The following is a 16,981-nucleotide window of genomic DNA, read 5'->3' on the forward strand; positions in this document are numbered from 1 at the left end:
GCTTCTCGCTCCTACTTCCTGTAAAGAGATAACAAAAAGTATGAACTCGCCTGTGTATTCTTTAATTTGTGATAAATCACTATAACATTATATCAAAATTTGAAAAGAAATACAAATCTTACTTGCATTATCTTTGATACTTGAAATATTTACTATAATGCTTTATAATTTATTTTGTATTCTTTAGATTTATCTGAATATTTTAACTTTTAACTTAAGGAGAAAATAATGGCAAAACAACAAGCAAATGAGGGCGCTAATGAGCACACTTCTATTGCAGGACTTACAACAGAATCTCCACAGGCTTCTCGTGGCTTAAAAAATCGACATATCCAACTTATCGCTATTGCTGGTACAATTGGTACTGGACTTTTTCTTGGCGCTGGTAAGACTATTTCAATGACCGGTCCTTCTATTATTTTTGCTTATCTTATTATCGGTATTGTGATGTTTATCTTTTTGAGAACGATTGGTGAGATGCTTTATGTTGACCCTTCTCAACATAGTTTTTTAAATTTTATTACTAAATACTTGGGAAAAAGGGCTGGATATTTTTCTCAGTGGAGTTATTGGTTAGTGCTCGTTTTTGTTTGTATTGCTGAGCTTACTGCCATGGGAACTTATATACAATTTTGGTTGCCAAAAGTGCCGCTTTGGTTAATTGAAATCGTAATGTTAGTTTTACTTTTTTCCCTCAATACATTAAATGCGAAATTTTTCGGAGAAACTGAGTTTTGGTTTGCGATTATCAAAGTTGTTGCTATCATTGCATTGATTTTTACTGCCGTTATTTTGCTTTTTGGTAATTATAGTTATATCAATGAAGTCACACACAGTCATGCTCATGTATCACTCACTAATATTACCAGAGGTTTTCAGTTATTCCCCAATGGTCCTTGGCACTTTATTGGCTCCTTGCAAATGGTAATGTTTGCATTTACTTCCATGGAATTTATCGGTATGACTGCTGCTGAAACTGCGAATCCTCGAAAAACTTTACCTAGAGCTATCAATCAAATCCCTGTTCGTATTTTAATCTTTTATATTGGTGCTTTGCTTGCGATTATGTCTATCTTTAATTGGCATGATATTCCTGCTGACAAATCGCCGTTTGTTATGGTATTTTCTTTAATTGGTATAAAATGGGCTGCTGCTTTGATCAATTTTGTTGTATTAACTTCTGCTGGTTCTGCGCTTAATTCAACTTTATTTTCTGCTACACGAAATATGTATTCTTTGGCGGCGCTGCACCCTAGTAAATTTACTTCACGTTTTACAAAAGTTTCTAAAAATAATGTCCCTATAAATGCTTTGTGGTTCGTTGGTATTTTAACTTTATTTGCACCTGTACTTTCACTTTTGTCTGGTATTTCTTGGATTGGAAATGCGTTTGATTTTGCTTCTTCTTGTACGACGAATTTGTATTTGATTGTTTATTTATTAACCCTTTTCACATATCTAAAATTTAGAAAATCATCTGACTTTAGAGAAGATGGATTTAAAACACCGCTTTATAAGGTTCTTGTGCCCTTTACCATACTAATCTTTGTTCTTATATTCCTTTCTCTATTTACAAATAGTAGCACTCAACTCCCTGCTATTGGTGCTGTGATTTGGACGATTATCTTTTCTGCTTTCCTTATTTATGGTTGGTTACGTGAGAAGCAAAACAACCGTGCGTAAATACTTGTCAAGAAATTTAAAAAATCTGAGGTTTCGATAGACCTCAGATTTTTTTATAAAACAAAAGAACAGAAAATATTTTCTGTTCTTTTTTGTAATTATGCTTCTTCTACTTTTACCAAGTGAGAAATTGAGTTTGCCATGCCGCGGATGGCTGGTGTATCTTCTTTGATAACTGAACTGTTCAATTTTCCAAGGCCAAGTGCCACAACTGTTTTGCGTTGAGCAGGGATGCGGCCGATTGGAGAATTTACCAATGTAATTTTAATTTGAGCCATTTTTTCCTCCTTATGCAAAGTCTGAGACTGATTTGCCACGTAATGCAGCAACTTCTTCGACACGTTTAAGTTGTTTCAAGCCATCAACAGTAGCGCGTACAACGTTTACTGGTGTATTTGAACCAAGAGATTTAGATGTTACATCAGCAACACCTGCGAGTTCGAGGACGGCACGTACTGCACCACCTGCGGCAACTCCAGCACCTTCAACAGCTGGTTTGAGGAGGATTTTCCCTCCGCCAAATTGACCAAGTGCTTCGTGAGGAAGCGTTGTGCCAACCATAGGTACAGTAATCAAGTTCTTTTTAGCTGCTTCGATTGCTTTACGGATAGCTTCTGGAACTTCTTGAGCTTTACCAGTACCAAATCCTACACGACCGTTACGGTCACCAACAACAACGAGTGCTGCAAAACGAAGACGACGACCACCTTTAACAACTTTAGTTACACGGTTAATCGCTACTACGCGTTCTTCAAATTCGCTTTTAACTTCTTCTCTGCGATTTTTTCTTTCTTCTGCCATTTGTGTTTACCCCTTTCCTTAGAATTTCAATCCAGCTTCACGTGCGCCTTCAGCGAGTGCTTGAACGCGTCCGTGATAAAGATAACCACCACGGTCAAAGATAACATCTTCGATACCTTTAGCAGTTGCAGCTTTTGCTACGAGTTCACCAACTTTTTTTGCTTGTTCAGATTTTGTTCCTTCAGCAATTTTGAGTGATGAAGCACTTGCAAGCGTTACTCCAGCTACGTCATCAATAACTTGTGCGTAGATGTTTGTGTTAGAACGGAAAATGTTCAAACGTGGACGCTCTGCAGTTCCAGAGATTTTTCCGCGAACGCGTGTGTGGCGTTTTTGGCGGAGTTTGTTTTTATCTGGTTTAGAAATCACAATTCTACCTCTTATAATTTTAAAATTTTGATAGTTTTTGCCATCAATGTGCTGTCATTTTACTGACAGGGGGAAATTTTTTCTTTGGCGAAATGCCAAAAATATTTGGAAGACTAATAAATAATTTTTTAGATTATTTACCAGTTTTACCTTCTTTCCGGCGTACATATTCACCAACATAGCGAATACCTTTACCTTTATAAGGTTCTGGTGAACGACGACTACGGATGTAGGCTGCCATTTGTCCAACAGCTTCTTTGCTGATACCTTTTACAGTGATGTGTGTAGCATCTGGAACTTCAAATGTAATTCCTTCTGGTGCTTCAACATCATCTGGATGTGATTTACCAACTGAAAGGACAAGTTTTTTGCCTTGAAGTTGTGCACGATATCCGACACCAATCATTTCAAGAGCTTTTGAGAAGCCTTCTGAAACACCAACAACCATGTTGTGGAAAAGGGCACGTGTTGTACCGTGGATTGTTTTCATTTCTTTTGAGTCATCCGGACGTTTGAATGTAACTTCGTTTCCTTCAATAGACAATGTAATGTCTTTTGAAAATACACGAGTCAACTCTCCTTTTGGTCCTTTAACTGTTACTTTTGAGCCGTCTTGTTCTACTGTTACTCCAGCAGGTAATACGACTACTTTGTTACCAATACGTGACATATTAATATCTCCTGTTAAATTATCAGACTGTCAGCAGTCCGTTTTCACGGGGTCTTGTTTTTCCATTCCTTTTCCGTTTTTGGGGAATGGCTTAGAAATTTTCATTCTAAGAATTTTATTATTTATGACAAAATGTCTTAAATAATTTGATAAATCTTACCAGATGTACGCGAGAACTTCGCCACCAATATTCTTACCACGTGCAACTTTATCAGTTACAACGCCTTCAGAAGTTGAAACGATAGCTGTTCCCAAACCATTCAAAACTTTTGGCATTTCGTCAGATTTGACATATACGCGAAGTCCTGGTTTTGAGATACGTTTCAAGTTTGTGATAACTTTTTCACCATTCTTACCGTATTTCAAGAAAACACGGATGATGCCTTGTTTGTTATCTTCAACGTATTCAACGTCTTTCACATAACCTTCAGCTTTGAGAATTTCAGCGATTTGGCGCTTAATCTTTGATGCAGGAGCTTCCACAACATCGAATTTACGCATATTTGCGTTACGAATACGTGTGAGGAAATCTGCAATAGGGTCAGTCATTACCATTTGTAATTTCTCCTTATTTGTAGTTTGGGTGTGTTCAATCCCACTTTCAAATTAATGAGGTTATTTTTTCATAAAATAACCGAACCTAAACATTATAGCAAACTTTTTTTGCTATGTCAATAGCTTCGGGTGTTTTGAGACCGTCTAAATTTTGGTTAGAATTCATCAATCTCTTTGTTATCAAGAATAGAGAATATCGAATTTTTATACAAAAAAATCTGCAGATGATGCGCAGATTTTTTATTGTTGTTCTTCTTTAACATTATTTGAGATTTCCCAATTTATACTTGCTGTATAATTAACTCCAGCTTGAATGTTGGCTATTTGTTCTTCAGGAATTGTTAAACTGATTGATGGTATTTCTTGATTTATCAGTATGATTGGTGCGCCTGTATGATTTGTAATTAAATTTTGACTTTCTTGGGAAATCGTTATTGTTTGCCAATAATTTTCCAATGTAGGAAAAGTTAGTTGTGAGCTGAAAGTGCTTGTCGTTCCATTTGCTGTTTTTCCTGTCCAATCTCCAATAGAAACTGAGAGTGAGTAACCATCTAAAATCGTTGCATTCATTGTTAAAATACTTGTATTTTGAATACTTTTTCTCAAATCTGACCATGCAACATTTCCAAAATCAAGATAATTCTCATTGATACTCAATGCGTTCGATAATTCTGGTGTTGTTGACGAATTTCCATTTAGCTCTGCTATCCGTTGTTGAATCAATGCAATCAAATCTTGGTTGTTTTGAACATTTGGATCATTATCTAGTAACATCTGAAGTGTTTTCACTGTCATCTGTTCTAAATAACTTCTAATCAAAGCTTCTGTTGGTTGCCACTTAGTGCTTGCTTTGGGAATTGCTTGAAGAAGATTATTGATTGTAGCATCATCTAAATCAAAATCATCCTCTCCTTCATTGAACAATGTTAATAGTAAATCCATTGTATTATAATCTGAAACGTCAATATCGTTTCCCGTTATGTCAAGCGTTCCACCATTATCTGCGATATTTTGTGTTGCTTCTAGCAACCATTGCGCTAAACTGATCAATGCATTATTTTTTAAATTCAGATTTGTGAGATGAGCTGTAATTGGAAAATGAGTATTGGAGCTACTACTTTGCATTCCATTATTTGATAAATCTAATATTGTAATGTTTTGCTCTGGCGCTTCGCTAAAAATGGTATCTCCTAGCTCATAATAGGATGTGTACTTTAAATTATTATCAGCAAGAAGCAAGGTTTGGAGATTGGTTAATCGGTCTGTCTGAAAAAGGGCAAGAAGTTCTTCAACCAGTGTTGCATCTGCTACTTTAGATGTTATGCCTGTCAAGTCAACTGTTGTTGCTTGATCTGCAGAAGCGAGGATTTGCATCAGAAAGTTAAAAGCTCCTTGAGCTGCTGTACCATCTTGAATAATATCTTTAGTCGCTAAAGAGCCGTTTTCTCCTTCAACCAAATCAGTCGTATTGGCACTATATGCTGCTTCACTAATACTATAATCTTGATTGACTTTTAAATTTGCTATCCAATCTGCAACCGTTTCGTTTGCTTCCGATGTCACTGTCCCATCTGCATTTTGAGTTCTCGTCGCTAAACTTACTGTTGTTAGTTGTTTAAGGTCAGAAATCGTAAATGTTGCTGGAGTTTCTCCGCGTTCAGTCGGTGTCGTTCCATCAGAATAGCTACTATTATCCAATAAAACTTGGATAATATCATCAGGAATTTCATATGCTTCTAAAGTGTTGCTGTAATAGCTATAACTCTCACTTTCTGTTGTTTCTGCTACAACGTTTGGTACCAGTCGAGGAGAAAATAATGGAAAGAGTGTCGCTAGGAATAGACATATCAATAAAATTATTTTTTTATCACTTATTTTCGTCATCTTTTTCTTTCTTCTCTTTTCGTTTTTTCATTAGTAAAATGATAAAAATAATGAAAACTAATAAAATGAGAACTAACAAAACAATCACTATCCAGATAGCATAAATAAACCAAGGGGTTCCTCCTTTTGCCTTTTTCAACTTCTGCTGAAGTTTTTGGGCTTTTTGAGCACTAAGAGTAAGTGTGGTGGTTGATGTTTCTTTATATTGATAGTGCGTTCCATTCGCATCTTGATATTTTCCGTTAGAATTTTTTACAAAATATGCTACTGTTTGTACTTTATACTTTCCAGTTTCGACTTTTGCTGGTAATTCTAAACGATAAAAGAAATGCGAATTTGGTGCCATTTGCATATCGCTATTGGTACGTATATATGTTTTGCCTGTTAATAAATTGATTGCATTCGTCGTTATTTCCAGTTGATTTAAAAAAGTAGGTGCAGGATTTTGCATGGGGAGAGTGATTGTATTTTGATAACTATGCTGAGTAATCGTTGCTTTTCCTATCTTCAAAATAGGTAGCCAGCTTTGATTAACATTGCGTGCTATGGTGGCAATCTCATAATTGTATTGATTTTTGACAGATAAACCTTGCTTTTTTTGTGCGCTATCTGTAGTCTCTACTGGTGTAAATGTTAAGCCTCCAGCAATTATACCTGGTAACTTTATAGCAGGCATTGTCAATGTTCCTGTATATCTATAAGTTTGCTTGGCTGGAATTACCACCTGCTTTGGACCTTTAAAATAATCGGCAATATCTGATTTTAAACTCTCATCTCTTTTTTGAGGTAGTTTATAATCAACAATACCACTATCACTTGTTTGCGCCTGAGTCATTGCTACTTTTACTTTGATAGGTTTATCAGTGTTATTGATTAAATCAACTTGTAATGCTGTAGATTTGTTAGGTGCTAATATAAGGTCAAAGAATGTTTCTGTATTGTCTCGTTGTGTAGATGGTTCAAGAGGACGAACCGAAAAGGGCAAGCCTTCTGCCTGCCCTTTTATCGGAAATACTACTCCTACAAAAAAGACGGCAATGAGTATTGCTATTTTTAATAGTCGTTTTATTTTCATGAATATTTTCCTATGCTTGTGTTGAAGAAACTGAGCTTTCTAAATCCCAAGTTAGTGTGTTACTATATGAACCTTTTTTCAAGAAAGTTCCTGCTTTAATTGATAAGCCAATATTCATTTCTGGGAGCGTTGTTTGTCCTTCATTACCTGTAGCATATTGATAGCCATCTTTTGAAAATTCAGTGCCGTTGAGGATAAATTGAGCACCACTATTGAGTGCTGTGGCTCCTTCATCACTTCCTGCTGATGCGCCAACTCCTGTAGCAGTCCAATCACCACTTGCAACAGTGACTTTCCATTGGTCATTTGCTTGACCTAAAAAGTCGTCCACATTTCCATTTAAAGTTTCATTTGCTGGAAGGGTAGTGTTATTATCTAAAGTTGCTCCATTTAGATAAATATCTCTCAAATCAAGATTATCCCCGTTAAATGTCACTTTATCTGTAACATTGTATAAGCTCAATGCTCCACCTGTGAAAGCAATGGAAGCTGTTGTTGTTGCACTTGTTTGATTATCAGATGCTTGTGTTGAATTTGGAGTATTTACGTCCGCAACAACAAAAGAATCAGTGATACTTGCTCCTGAAGTAAGTACTGCGCTTAGAAGTAATGCTTGTGCTATTTGTTTTTTCATAATTTTTATTTCTCCCTTTTTTTAATTTAGTTTGTTAGTGATAATATAATTAACTTTTCAATATGACACCTCCTCTTATGCAAGATAGACTATTTTTTTAATAGTCTGGTCAATAGCACGGAAAAAGGTTAATCTTATTTTATTAACCTTTTTATAACTCGTTGATTTCGTATATATTTTACGAAAGTTATCATTAGATATGATTATTTATATATCTTTTTAATCCTTTTAATGATTGTTGTTGCTTTTGTTAAAACAAAAGCAACAAATATGCTATCTTCTTTAGAAGTATAGCATATTTATATTAAAAATTCTAATTAACTTTTTTAGTTTTATTACTAGTTTTGTGTTAATAGTGGCTATTTTTTTGTTACTATTTTAATAGTTCTAACAGTAATAAACAGCTATAATAGCCATTTTTATCCTATTTACGTTAAAATTCGCTTACTTTAATTTGTTTTTATTTTGTGAAAAAATCATTCAAATATGTTGAATAAGTCATGAATTATTTGCAAAAAAATAATTTTAGTTTTATTTGATTTTTTGACAGTTCTGTCAAAAAATCATTAGTCGTCAAACAACGAAATAATATTATTCTTATCTCTGGTGCTGTCACTTTTCTCAATCTCTGTCAGGGCTTTTAAACGATGTGCCATAACATCATTTTTATATAATCTCCGCAAATTCCACTGTGCATATTCATACCCTTGGTCTGCTGATTTTTTATACCATTTAAGGGCTTCTGTCTTATTTGCAATCACTCCTTCCCCTTGTTCATACATCAGTCCAAGACCATTTTGTGCTTCTGCATATCCCGCCATTGCTGACTTCTTGTACCATTCTAATGCCAACAATTTATTTTCTTTTGTATCACCAAGATAATAGTGATACATCCATGCTAAATTATACCAAGCCTCTGGCGAACGGTGTTTTGCCGCTTTTTTATACCAGTAAAAGGCTTCCTCTCCATTCTTGATAATCCCATCACCATAATAATAAAAAGAAGCCAAGCAAGATTGCGCCTTTCCAACATCAGCTTTTGCGCTAGCAAGATAATATTTGTATGCTTCGGTTTTGTCCGTTTTCACTCCAAGTCCCAGCGAATACATTGTCCCCAAGTTATAGACAGCAACATCACTTTCACTGCTTGCTCATACCAATAAACAGCTTTCACATAATCCTGCTCGACACCGCACCCATATCTATAATTCATTCCCATATCATTTTGCGCTGGAGAATAACCCTGGCTGGCTGCTCTTAACATCCAATACGCACACTTTTTGTCATCTTTTTCAATAACCTCCCCCCCTCCTATAGTAGTAAGCGAGCATATACTGACTTGCTGCATTGCCATGTCTTGCCAAATTATCATCTGCCATGTAATGTTCTCTAGTTTTTTTAAATTGAACAAGCCGAATTCGCAATTTTTTATGATAAACGAGCGCAGCAGCCTCTTTCACCAGGATATGACACGTTTGAAGTTCTTGCCTATCAACTTCCCACTGATACTCAGATTTATAGCCTATAGTAATCCAGCCGTGTTCAACAGAAATCAACGTAACATAATAAGTGAAATCTATATAATCATTTCTTGATAGAATTTCTTGGAGAAAACTTTGCGCATACCTCCAAAAGGTCATGTCCTGTGTTGTCATTCTCATTCTTTACCTCGACATTTTTTTATGACTATTATAACACTTTATCTTATTCTTTGGAATACGTTTTAGCAATTCTCCCCAAAAATTTTCAACAAAAAAACTACCCAAAGGATAGTTTTTATATTTTAAATTACCAAGAAGCTTTTTTAACGCCTGGAAGCTCACCTTTGTAGGCAAGTTCGCGCAAGCAGATACGGCAAAGTTTAAATTTGCGGTAAACTGAATGTGGACGTCCGCAGCGTTCGCAACGTGTGTAGGCTTGCGTTGAGAATTTTGCTTTGCGATGATTTTTAACAACCATAGATGTTTTAGCCATTTTTAATTCTCCTCCTATTATTTCGCGAACGGCATGCCAAGTTTAGCAAGCAATTCATGTGATTCTTCATCAGTATTTGCAGTAGTTACGACAACAATGTCCATACCACGAACTTTATCTACATCATCATAAGTGATTTCTGGGAAGATAAGTTGTTCTTTAACACCGAGTGTGTAGTTCCCGCGTCCATCAAATGCTTTATTTGATACACCGTGGAAATCACGTACACGTGGAAGAGAAACAGTTACAAGCTTGTCCAAAAATTCAAACATACGTTCGCCACGAAGTGTTACTTTCGCACCGATTGCTTGACCTTCACGCAGACGGAAAGCAGCGACAGATTTCTTAGCTTTCGTGATAAGTGGTTTTTGACCTGAGATAAGCGCCAATTCAGCAACTGCTTTATCAAGAAGTTTAGAGTTATTTGTAGCTTCTCCGACACCCATGTTAATCACGATTTTGTCAACTTTTGGCACTGCCATGATAGAAGTATAGCCAAATTTTTCAGTCAACGCTGGTACTACTTCGTTAGTGTATTTTTCTTTTAAACGATTAGTCATATTCTTTCTCCTTCCGTCTTAGTCTAGGACTTCGCCTGATTTTTTGTTGAAACGAACTTTTTTGCCGTCAACTTCTTTATAACCAACGCGTCCTGCGACACCGTTCTTGTCAAGCACTTGCACGTTAGAAACGTGGATAGGAGCTGCGATTTCAAGAATAGCACCATTTGGATTTTCAGCATCTGGTTTTTGGTGTTTCTTCATAATAGCAACACCTTCAACGACGACTTTGTTCACTTTTGGCAAAGCTTTAAGTACTTTACCAGTTGTACCGCGGTCTTTACCTGCGATAACTTTAACTGTATCACCAGTTTTTACAAACATTTTAATGTTTCCTTTCTTACGCCCTTATGGGCACCCTGATTTCTCTATTAACAACTATTGTTGCATTTTCAAGCTTGTCAGGGGACTATTTTATTTTTGACAGTTCTGTCAAAAAATTTTAAAGAACTTCAGGTGCCAATGACACAATCTTCATGAAGTTACCTTCACGGAGTTCACGTGCAACTGGACCAAAGATACGTGTGCCACGTGGAGTTTTGTCATCACGAATGAGAACTGCTGCATTTTCGTCAAATTTGATGTATGAACCATCAGCGCGTTTTGCGCCATGTTTTGTACGAACGATAACAGCTTTTACCACGTCACCTTTTTTAACAGCTCCACCAGGGGCAGCTGATTTTACTGTAGCTACAATGATATCACCGATACCAGCGAACTTACGTGAAGACCCACCCAATACACGGATAGTCAAAAGTTCTTTAGCACCTGAGTTATCTGCAACTTTCAAACGAGATTCTGTTTGAATCATGCTAATTTCCTCCTAGTTTTGCTTAGATAATAACAGCTTCTTCAACGATTTCGATCAAACGGAAATGTTTGTCCTTAGACAAAGGACGAGTTTCCATGATACGAACGATATCACCAGTTTTGGCAGTATTGTTTTCGTCATGAGCTTTATATTTTTTAGAATAATTGATACGTTTACCATAGACAGGGTGGTTACGTTTTGTTTCAACAACAACTGTGATAGTCTTATCCATCTTGTCAGAAACCACGCGGCCTTGATAAACTTTACGTTGATTACGTTCCATTTATAGTTTCTCCTGTACTATTTGTTCAATTCAGCTTGCACCGTTTTTACACGAGCAATAGTTTTTTTCACATCGTTGAGCTTAGTGGTATCTTCAAGACGACCAGCAGCTGCTTGGAAACGAAGTTCAAATAATTCTTTTTTTAATTCTGCTTCACGAGCTGTCAATTCTTCAACTGACAAAGCGCGCAAATCTTTAAGAAGTGATTTAGTTTCGCTTAATTTCATTACGCTTCACCTCGTTTCACGAATTTAGTTTTTACAGGAAGTTTGTGTGATGCAAGACGCAATGCTTCACGAGCAGTTGCTTCATCAACACCACCAAGTTCAAACATGACTTTACCACGTTTTACTGGGGCAACCCAACCTGCAGGAGCACCTTTACCAGACCCTTGACGTACACCAATACCTTTAGTGGTGTATGACTTGTGTGGGAAGATTTTAATCCAAACCTGACCGTTACGTTTCATATAACGAGTCATTGCAATACGGGCAGCTTCGATTTGGCGGTTAGTAATCCAGTGAGAAGTTTGTGCTTGAAGCCCAAATTCACCGAATGTTACTTCTTTACCACCTTTAGCTTCGCCACGCATTTTACCGCGGAATTCACGACGGTGTTTTACACGTTTTGGTACTAACATGGATTAGTTTTCTCCTTTCACAGATTTTTTAGTTGGGAGAATTTCACCACGGTAAATCCAAACTTTAACACCGAGTTTACCATAAGTAGTGTCTGCTTCTTCCCAAGCATAGTCGATATCCGCACGCAATGTGTGAAGTGGAACTGTACCTTCAGAATATCCTTCTGCACGGGCAATATCAGCACCGTTCAAACGTCCAGATACTTGAGTTTTGATACCTTTAGCTCCAGCACGCATTGTACGTTGGATAGCTTGTTTTTGAGCACGACGGAAAGCAATACGTGCTTCAAGTTGTTTAGCAATACCATCACCAACAAGATGAGCGTCCAAATCAGGTTTTTTGATTTCAACGATATTGATGTGAACTTGTTTACCAGTCAATTTGTTAAGTTCTGCACGGAGTGCATCAACGTTTGCTCCAGATTTCCCGATAACCATACCAGGTTTAGCTGTATGCAATGTAACAATAACTTTATTAACAGCACGTTCAGTTTCAATAGTTGAAACTGCTGCATCAGCAAGTTTTGTATTGATAAGTTTACGAATTGCTAAATCTTCGTGAAGGTAATCCGCATATTCCTTTTCAGCATACCATTTGGCATCCCAATCGCGAATAACGCCAACACGCATTCCTATTGGATGTACTTTTTGACCCACGATTTTACCTCCTTATTCTTTCTCAGCCACAACAACTGTGATGTGACTTGTACGTTTGTTAATTGGTGAAGCTGAACCTTTGGCACGTGGACGGAAACGTTTCATCGTTGGTCCTTCGTTAATATAAGTTTCGCTAACTACCAAATTAGCTTTTTCAAGACCAAAGTTATTTTCTGCATTAGCGATAGCACTATTAAGTACTTTTTCAACTTCTACAGCACCTTTAGTCGGTGTAAATTTCAAAATTGCGATTGCATCTGCAACACGTTTCCCACGAATCAAGTCCACTACAAGACGAGTTTTACGAGGTGAAACGCGAACTGTTTTTGCAGTTGCTTTAGCTGAAGTAATTTCTGCCATTTATTCTCTCCTCTTATTTAGTCTTGCGATCGTCACCTGAATGACCGCGGAATGTACGTGTAGGTGCAAATTCACCAAGTTTGTGTCCAACCATATCTTCTTGAACATAAACTGGTACGTGTTTGCGACCATCGTAAACAGCAATAGTAAGCCCTACAAAGCTAGGATAGATTGTAGAACGACGTGACCAAGTCTTGATCACTGATTTTCTTTCGGCGTTTTCTTGAGCTTCTACTTTTTTAAGTAGATGTTCATCGGCGAAAGGTCCTTTTTTAAGACTACGACTCATGAATGAGTTTCTCCTTTAAATATTGTTACCACACACGTTACTAAGACGCGGCTGGCGGATATGTGATGTCTTCTCGACATCTCATCAAATCTGGAACTGTTAGCTTGAATGCTCTCAGAGTTTCATATACTATCATTTTCAAATTTGACAAGACGCCGAGAAGGCGAATTGTTTCATCGAGAGATGAATTATTTTCCGTCGTTGATACGACGAACAATAAGATTGTTTGATCTTGCTTTTTTGTTGCGTGTCTTGAGACCAAGAGCTGGTTTGCCCCATGGAGTCATTGGAGATTTACGTCCAACTGGTTGTTTACCTTCACCACCACCGTGTGGGTGATCGTTAGGGTTCATAACAGAACCACGAACTGTAGGACGGATACCAAGATAACGTGTACGTCCAGCTTTACCAAGATTAATCAAGTTTTGTTGTTCATTACCAACAACACCGATAGTTGCACGACAAGTTGAAAGAATCATACGAACTTCACCTGATTGGAGACGAATAAGTGTGTATTTACCTTCAATACCAAGTACTTGTGCTGAACCACCTGCGGCACGGACAAGTTGTCCACCATGACCAGGTTTTAATTCAATGTTGTGAACCAATGTACCAACTGGAATGTTAGCAAGTGGCAAAGCATTACCAACTTTAATGTCGGCTGCAGTACCAGATACAACTGTCATTCCAACTTCAAGGCCTTTAGGAGCCAAGATGTATGATTTGATACCATTTTCGTAAACAATCAATGCGATGTTTGCTGTACGATTTGGATCATATTCGATAGTTGCAACTTTAGCGACAACATCATCTGTTGTACGTTTGAAGTCAACCAAACGATATTTCTTTTTGTGTCCTCCACCTTGATGGCGAACAGTGATACGACCGAGGTTGTTACGCCCCGCTTTGCTATTCAAACTTACAAGCAAGCTCTTTTCAGGAGTGCTGGTAGTGATTTCAGCAAAATCGCTAGACGTCATATTACGACGACCGTTTGAGGTAGGTTTGTAAACTTTAATTCCCACGATTTATCTCCTTTCTTATTCAGCGTCTTCGCCGAAGATTTCGATGCTCTTAGAGTCAGCTGTAAGAGTAACGATAGCTTTTTTATAACCAGGTTTTGTACCTGTATAGCGACCAACGCGTTTTGCTTTAGGTTTAACAGTAACTGTATTTACTGAAGCGACTTTTACACCTTCAAATACTGCTTCAACAGCTTGTTTGATAAGAAGTTTGTGCGCGCGAGCGTCAACTTCAAAAGTGTATTTTTTTTCATCCATAGCTGCCATAGAAGCTTCTGTGATGATTGGTTTTTTGATTACATCATAAAGTGACATTATGCAAGAACCTCCTCAATTTGAGACAGAGCTGATTTTACTACGAGAAGCTTGTCAGTTGATACGATATCAAGTACGCTTACTGTGTTAGCAGTTGTAACTTTTACGTTTTCAAGGTTACGAGCAGAAAGTGCTGCAAATTCATTGCCTTCGTTTGGAAGAACAACAAGAACCTTACGTTCTAATGAAAGAGCTGAGATAACTTTTGCAAATTCACTTGTTTTAGGTGCTGCAAATTCAAGTGCATCAACAGCAATCAAATTGCTTTCAGCAACTTTTGTTGAGTAAACTGATTTAAGAGCAAGTTGACGAACTTTTTGTGGTAACTTGTAAGCATAGCTACGTGGATTAGGTCCGAAGACAGTTCCACCGCCACGGAATTGTGGTGAGCGGATTGAACCTTGACGGGCACGTCCAGTTCCTTTTTGACGCCATGGTTTTTTACCACCGCCAGATACGAGCGAACGATTTTTATGTGCGTGCGTTCCTTGACGGAGGCTGGCGCGTTGTGAGAGAACAACGTCAAACACAACTGATTCATTTGGTTCGATACCAAATACTGTGTCGTTGAGTTCAACTTCTCCAGCTTTTGTGCCATCTTGTTTGAATAATGATACTTTAGCCATTATAGATTATCTATCTCCTTTCCTTCTTATTTAGCTTTGATTGCTGATTTGATAACAATCAAAGATTTCTTAGCTCCAGGAACGTTACCTTTTACAAGGATAACATTTTTTTCTGGAAGCACTTGTGCAATGACAAGGTTTTGTACGGTAACACGTTGATTACCCATGCGCCCTGCAAGGTGTTTACCTTTTGGCACACGGTTAGCGGCTACAGGTCCCATTGAACCTGGACGACGGTGGTAACGAGAACCATGAGCCATAGGTCCACGTGATTGTCCCCAACGTTTGATAGGTCCTTGGTAACCTTTACCTTTTGATGTTCCGGTAACATCTACGACATCTCCAGCTGCGAATGTATCAACAGTGATTTCTGAGCCAACTTCTAAGCCTTCGAGTCCTTTAAATTCACGAACGAAGCGCTTAGGAGTCGTGTTAGCTTTAGCAGCGTGACCTTTGGCGGGTTTGTTAGTCAAAACTTCACGAAGTGTATCGAAACCAACTTGAGTTGCTTCATAGCCGTCTGTTTCAACAGATTTGACTTGGAGAACTGTGTTAGGAGTTGCTTCAATTACAGTTACGGGGATTAATTCACCGTTTTCTGTGAAGATTTGAGTCATTCCCACTTTTTTCCCTAAGATTCCTTTTGACATGAGAATACCTTTCTTAATGTGTGAGTTTTTCATCTAATAATAATTAAGATGAATAGTGCTTTAATTGCGTGATTTTTTGTTCAATACGAGGAAGGCGAAGCGAAGTTACCTAAAGGCAATGAGCTGAAGCCTGACGAAGTATTGGGCGAAAAAGCACCAATTAAAGTTTGATTTCGATGTTGACACCACTTGGCAAATCAAGTTTCATCAATGAATCAACTGTTTTTTGTGTTGGTTCGATGATGTCAATCAAGCGTTTGTGTGTGCGCATTTCGAATTGTTCGCGGCTGTCTTTGTATTTGTGCGTTGCACGAATAACTGTATAGACACTGCGGTCAGTAGGAAGTGGAATTGGTCCACTTACTTCTGCATTTGTACGCTTAGCAGTTTCAACGATTTTTTCAGCTGCTGCGTCCAAAATACGATGTTCATAAGCTTTCAAGCGAATACGAATTTTTTTAGTTGCCATTTTTTCTCCTTCGTCTATTTTTTAATAGGCTAGCTCTGTGAGAAAACCGGCACGCTGGTATGGCAATACCTTCGGGTGTGTCGCAACCTCTCACTTCATTGCTACATACTGTTTTTAACAGCACCTGTCTATTTTATCAAAGCTAATGTGACTTGTCAAGACTGGGAGACTATTTTTTTTGTATTTTTTGGAGATCCATATTTCGTTTTCTTGTTTTTTAGGAGTTAGAATTTTGTTCATTCATTAAATTTTGTTATAATGTTTATAAATATGTAATAAGGAGGATTTATGTTAAAAGAATTTAAGAATTTTATTTTACGTGGCAACGTGCTTGATTTGGCCGTTGGTGTCATTATTGGTGCTGCCTTTACGGCGCTGGTTAAGTCTTTGGTGGATAATTTAATCAATCCTTTAATCGGACTTTTCGTGCAAAATAGTGCATTGGCTCATTTGTACTTTACAGTTGGCAAGGCTAAATTTACTTATGGTTCATTTATCAATGATTTAATTAATTTTGTGATTACAGCCTTTGTTGTGTTCCTTATGATTAAAGCTATCAATAAACTCTTTCCTAAAAAAGAAGATACTGCTGCGGTTATTGAGAGTGAAGAATTGGAAACTTTGCGTGAAATTCGTGATTTATTGAAAAAATAA

The 16,981-nt window shown here is 37.4% G+C and carries 28 protein-coding genes and 1 pseudogene; 2 read left to right on the forward strand and 27 right to left on the reverse strand.

Annotation, left to right across the window (positions count from 1 at the left end):
* Positions 1-228: 228 nt before the first annotated feature.
* On the forward strand, positions 229-1,683 hold the full coding sequence (locus tag KJS36_RS10220; protein WP_213536818.1) for an amino acid permease: 1,455 nt from the start codon (positions 229-231) through the stop codon (positions 1,681-1,683).
* A gap of 98 nt (positions 1,684-1,781) precedes the next feature.
* Here KJS36_RS10220 and rpmD read toward each other — a convergent pair whose 3' ends face one another.
* The 27 genes and pseudogenes from rpmD to rpsJ form a co-directional block, all read right to left on the reverse strand.
* Entirely contained in the window at positions 1,782-1,961 is a 180-nt protein-coding gene (rpmD, locus tag KJS36_RS10225; protein ID WP_213536819.1) for a 50S ribosomal protein L30, read from the reverse strand.
* A 10-nt stretch (positions 1,962-1,971) separates the two neighbouring features.
* Positions 1,972-2,484 (reverse strand): 30S ribosomal protein S5, encoded by a 513-nt coding sequence (rpsE, locus tag KJS36_RS10230; RefSeq protein WP_213536820.1) that lies wholly within the window; start codon positions 2,482-2,484, stop codon positions 1,972-1,974.
* Positions 2,485-2,502: 18 nt separating this feature from the next.
* The gene (gene rplR, locus KJS36_RS10235; RefSeq protein WP_213536821.1) at positions 2,503-2,853 is read right to left on the reverse strand and encodes a 50S ribosomal protein L18; all 351 of its coding nucleotides are present in this window, start codon (positions 2,851-2,853) and stop codon (positions 2,503-2,505) included.
* 133 nt (positions 2,854-2,986) lie between these two features.
* Positions 2,987-3,523: a 50S ribosomal protein L6 gene (rplF, locus tag KJS36_RS10240; protein WP_213536822.1), complete on the reverse strand. Its 537-nt coding sequence runs from the start codon at positions 3,521-3,523 to the stop codon at positions 2,987-2,989.
* A gap of 156 nt (positions 3,524-3,679) precedes the next feature.
* Positions 3,680-4,078, reverse strand: a complete 399-nt coding sequence (gene rpsH, locus KJS36_RS10245; RefSeq protein WP_213536823.1) for a 30S ribosomal protein S8 — start codon at positions 4,076-4,078, stop codon at positions 3,680-3,682.
* Positions 4,079-4,318: 240 nt separating this feature from the next.
* Positions 4,319-5,962 carry a hypothetical protein gene (locus KJS36_RS10250; RefSeq protein ID WP_213536824.1) on the reverse strand — a complete coding sequence of 548 codons (1,644 nt, stop codon included), beginning with the start codon at positions 5,960-5,962 and terminating at the stop codon, positions 4,319-4,321.
* Entirely contained in the window at positions 5,946-7,037 is a 1,092-nt protein-coding gene (locus tag KJS36_RS10255) for a DUF916 domain-containing protein (RefSeq protein ID WP_213536825.1), read from the reverse strand. The genes KJS36_RS10250 and KJS36_RS10255 overlap by 17 nt, the downstream gene beginning before the upstream one ends.
* 10 nt (positions 7,038-7,047) lie before the next feature.
* Positions 7,048-7,671, reverse strand: coding sequence for a hypothetical protein (locus KJS36_RS10260; protein WP_213536826.1), 624 nt, complete (start codon positions 7,669-7,671; stop codon positions 7,048-7,050).
* 566 nt (positions 7,672-8,237) lie between these two features.
* Entirely contained in the window at positions 8,238-8,759 is a 522-nt protein-coding gene (locus KJS36_RS10265) for a tetratricopeptide repeat protein (protein WP_244842927.1), read from the reverse strand.
* On the reverse strand, positions 8,756-8,935 hold the full coding sequence (locus KJS36_RS10270) for a hypothetical protein (RefSeq protein ID WP_244842929.1): 180 nt from the start codon (positions 8,933-8,935) through the stop codon (positions 8,756-8,758). The genes KJS36_RS10265 and KJS36_RS10270 overlap by 4 nt, the downstream gene beginning before the upstream one ends.
* A 3-nt stretch (positions 8,936-8,938) precedes the next feature.
* Positions 8,939-8,986: pseudogene (locus tag KJS36_RS10970) on the reverse strand (hypothetical protein); the annotation flags it as partial.
* Positions 8,964-9,326, reverse strand: a complete 363-nt coding sequence (locus KJS36_RS10275) for a hypothetical protein (protein WP_213536829.1) — start codon at positions 9,324-9,326, stop codon at positions 8,964-8,966. The gene KJS36_RS10275 and the pseudogene KJS36_RS10970, both read right to left, overlap by 23 nt.
* Before the next feature lie 133 nt (positions 9,327-9,459).
* Positions 9,460-9,645: a type Z 30S ribosomal protein S14 gene (locus tag KJS36_RS10280; protein ID WP_213536830.1), complete on the reverse strand. Its 186-nt coding sequence runs from the start codon at positions 9,643-9,645 to the stop codon at positions 9,460-9,462.
* 17 nt (positions 9,646-9,662) lie between these two features.
* Positions 9,663-10,205 carry a 50S ribosomal protein L5 gene (gene rplE / locus KJS36_RS10285; RefSeq protein ID WP_213536831.1) on the reverse strand — a complete coding sequence of 181 codons (543 nt, stop codon included), beginning with the start codon at positions 10,203-10,205 and terminating at the stop codon, positions 9,663-9,665.
* An 18-nt stretch (positions 10,206-10,223) separates the two neighbouring features.
* The gene (gene rplX / locus KJS36_RS10290) at positions 10,224-10,529 is read right to left on the reverse strand and encodes a 50S ribosomal protein L24 (RefSeq protein ID WP_213536832.1); all 306 of its coding nucleotides are present in this window, start codon (positions 10,527-10,529) and stop codon (positions 10,224-10,226) included.
* 118 nt (positions 10,530-10,647) lie between these two features.
* Positions 10,648-11,016: a 50S ribosomal protein L14 gene (gene rplN / locus KJS36_RS10295; RefSeq protein WP_213536833.1), complete on the reverse strand. Its 369-nt coding sequence runs from the start codon at positions 11,014-11,016 to the stop codon at positions 10,648-10,650.
* A gap of 22 nt (positions 11,017-11,038) precedes the next feature.
* The gene (rpsQ, locus tag KJS36_RS10300; protein ID WP_153497029.1) at positions 11,039-11,299 is read right to left on the reverse strand and encodes a 30S ribosomal protein S17; all 261 of its coding nucleotides are present in this window, start codon (positions 11,297-11,299) and stop codon (positions 11,039-11,041) included.
* Positions 11,300-11,316: 17 nt separating this feature from the next.
* On the reverse strand, positions 11,317-11,526 hold the full coding sequence (gene rpmC / locus KJS36_RS10305) for a 50S ribosomal protein L29 (protein ID WP_213536834.1): 210 nt from the start codon (positions 11,524-11,526) through the stop codon (positions 11,317-11,319).
* Entirely contained in the window at positions 11,526-11,939 is a 414-nt protein-coding gene (rplP, locus tag KJS36_RS10310) for a 50S ribosomal protein L16 (protein WP_213536835.1), read from the reverse strand. Before rplP ends, rpmC begins: the two co-directional genes overlap by 1 nt.
* A 3-nt stretch (positions 11,940-11,942) precedes the next feature.
* On the reverse strand, positions 11,943-12,596 hold the full coding sequence (gene rpsC / locus KJS36_RS10315) for a 30S ribosomal protein S3 (RefSeq protein ID WP_213536836.1): 654 nt from the start codon (positions 12,594-12,596) through the stop codon (positions 11,943-11,945).
* 12 nt (positions 12,597-12,608) lie between these two features.
* Positions 12,609-12,956 carry a 50S ribosomal protein L22 gene (gene rplV / locus KJS36_RS10320; RefSeq protein WP_213536837.1) on the reverse strand — a complete coding sequence of 116 codons (348 nt, stop codon included), beginning with the start codon at positions 12,954-12,956 and terminating at the stop codon, positions 12,609-12,611.
* 13 nt (positions 12,957-12,969) lie between these two features.
* Positions 12,970-13,245, reverse strand: coding sequence for a 30S ribosomal protein S19 (gene rpsS, locus KJS36_RS10325; RefSeq protein ID WP_213536838.1), 276 nt, complete (start codon positions 13,243-13,245; stop codon positions 12,970-12,972).
* A 188-nt stretch (positions 13,246-13,433) separates the two neighbouring features.
* Positions 13,434-14,270: a 50S ribosomal protein L2 gene (gene rplB, locus KJS36_RS10330; protein ID WP_213536839.1), complete on the reverse strand. Its 837-nt coding sequence runs from the start codon at positions 14,268-14,270 to the stop codon at positions 13,434-13,436.
* Between the two features lie 15 nt (positions 14,271-14,285).
* Entirely contained in the window at positions 14,286-14,582 is a 297-nt protein-coding gene (locus tag KJS36_RS10335; protein WP_213536840.1) for a 50S ribosomal protein L23, read from the reverse strand.
* The gene (rplD, locus tag KJS36_RS10340) at positions 14,582-15,208 is read right to left on the reverse strand and encodes a 50S ribosomal protein L4 (protein WP_213536841.1); all 627 of its coding nucleotides are present in this window, start codon (positions 15,206-15,208) and stop codon (positions 14,582-14,584) included. The genes KJS36_RS10335 and rplD overlap by 1 nt, the downstream gene beginning before the upstream one ends.
* 26 nt (positions 15,209-15,234) lie before the next feature.
* Complete coding sequence (gene rplC, locus KJS36_RS10345; RefSeq protein WP_213536842.1) at positions 15,235-15,858, reverse strand: 50S ribosomal protein L3; 624 nt, start codon at positions 15,856-15,858, stop codon at positions 15,235-15,237.
* A gap of 160 nt (positions 15,859-16,018) precedes the next feature.
* Positions 16,019-16,327 (reverse strand): 30S ribosomal protein S10, encoded by a 309-nt coding sequence (gene rpsJ / locus KJS36_RS10350; RefSeq protein WP_003129973.1) that lies wholly within the window; start codon positions 16,325-16,327, stop codon positions 16,019-16,021.
* Between the two features lie 288 nt (positions 16,328-16,615).
* On the opposite strand from rpsJ, the gene mscL reads away from it, so the two are divergent.
* Positions 16,616-16,981 carry a large-conductance mechanosensitive channel protein MscL gene (gene mscL, locus KJS36_RS10355; protein ID WP_213536843.1) on the forward strand — a complete coding sequence of 122 codons (366 nt, stop codon included), beginning with the start codon at positions 16,616-16,618 and terminating at the stop codon, positions 16,979-16,981.

The organism is Lactococcus nasutitermitis (assembly GCF_018403765.1).
Taxonomy (GTDB): Bacteria; Bacillota; Bacilli; order Lactobacillales; family Streptococcaceae; genus Lactococcus; species Lactococcus nasutitermitis.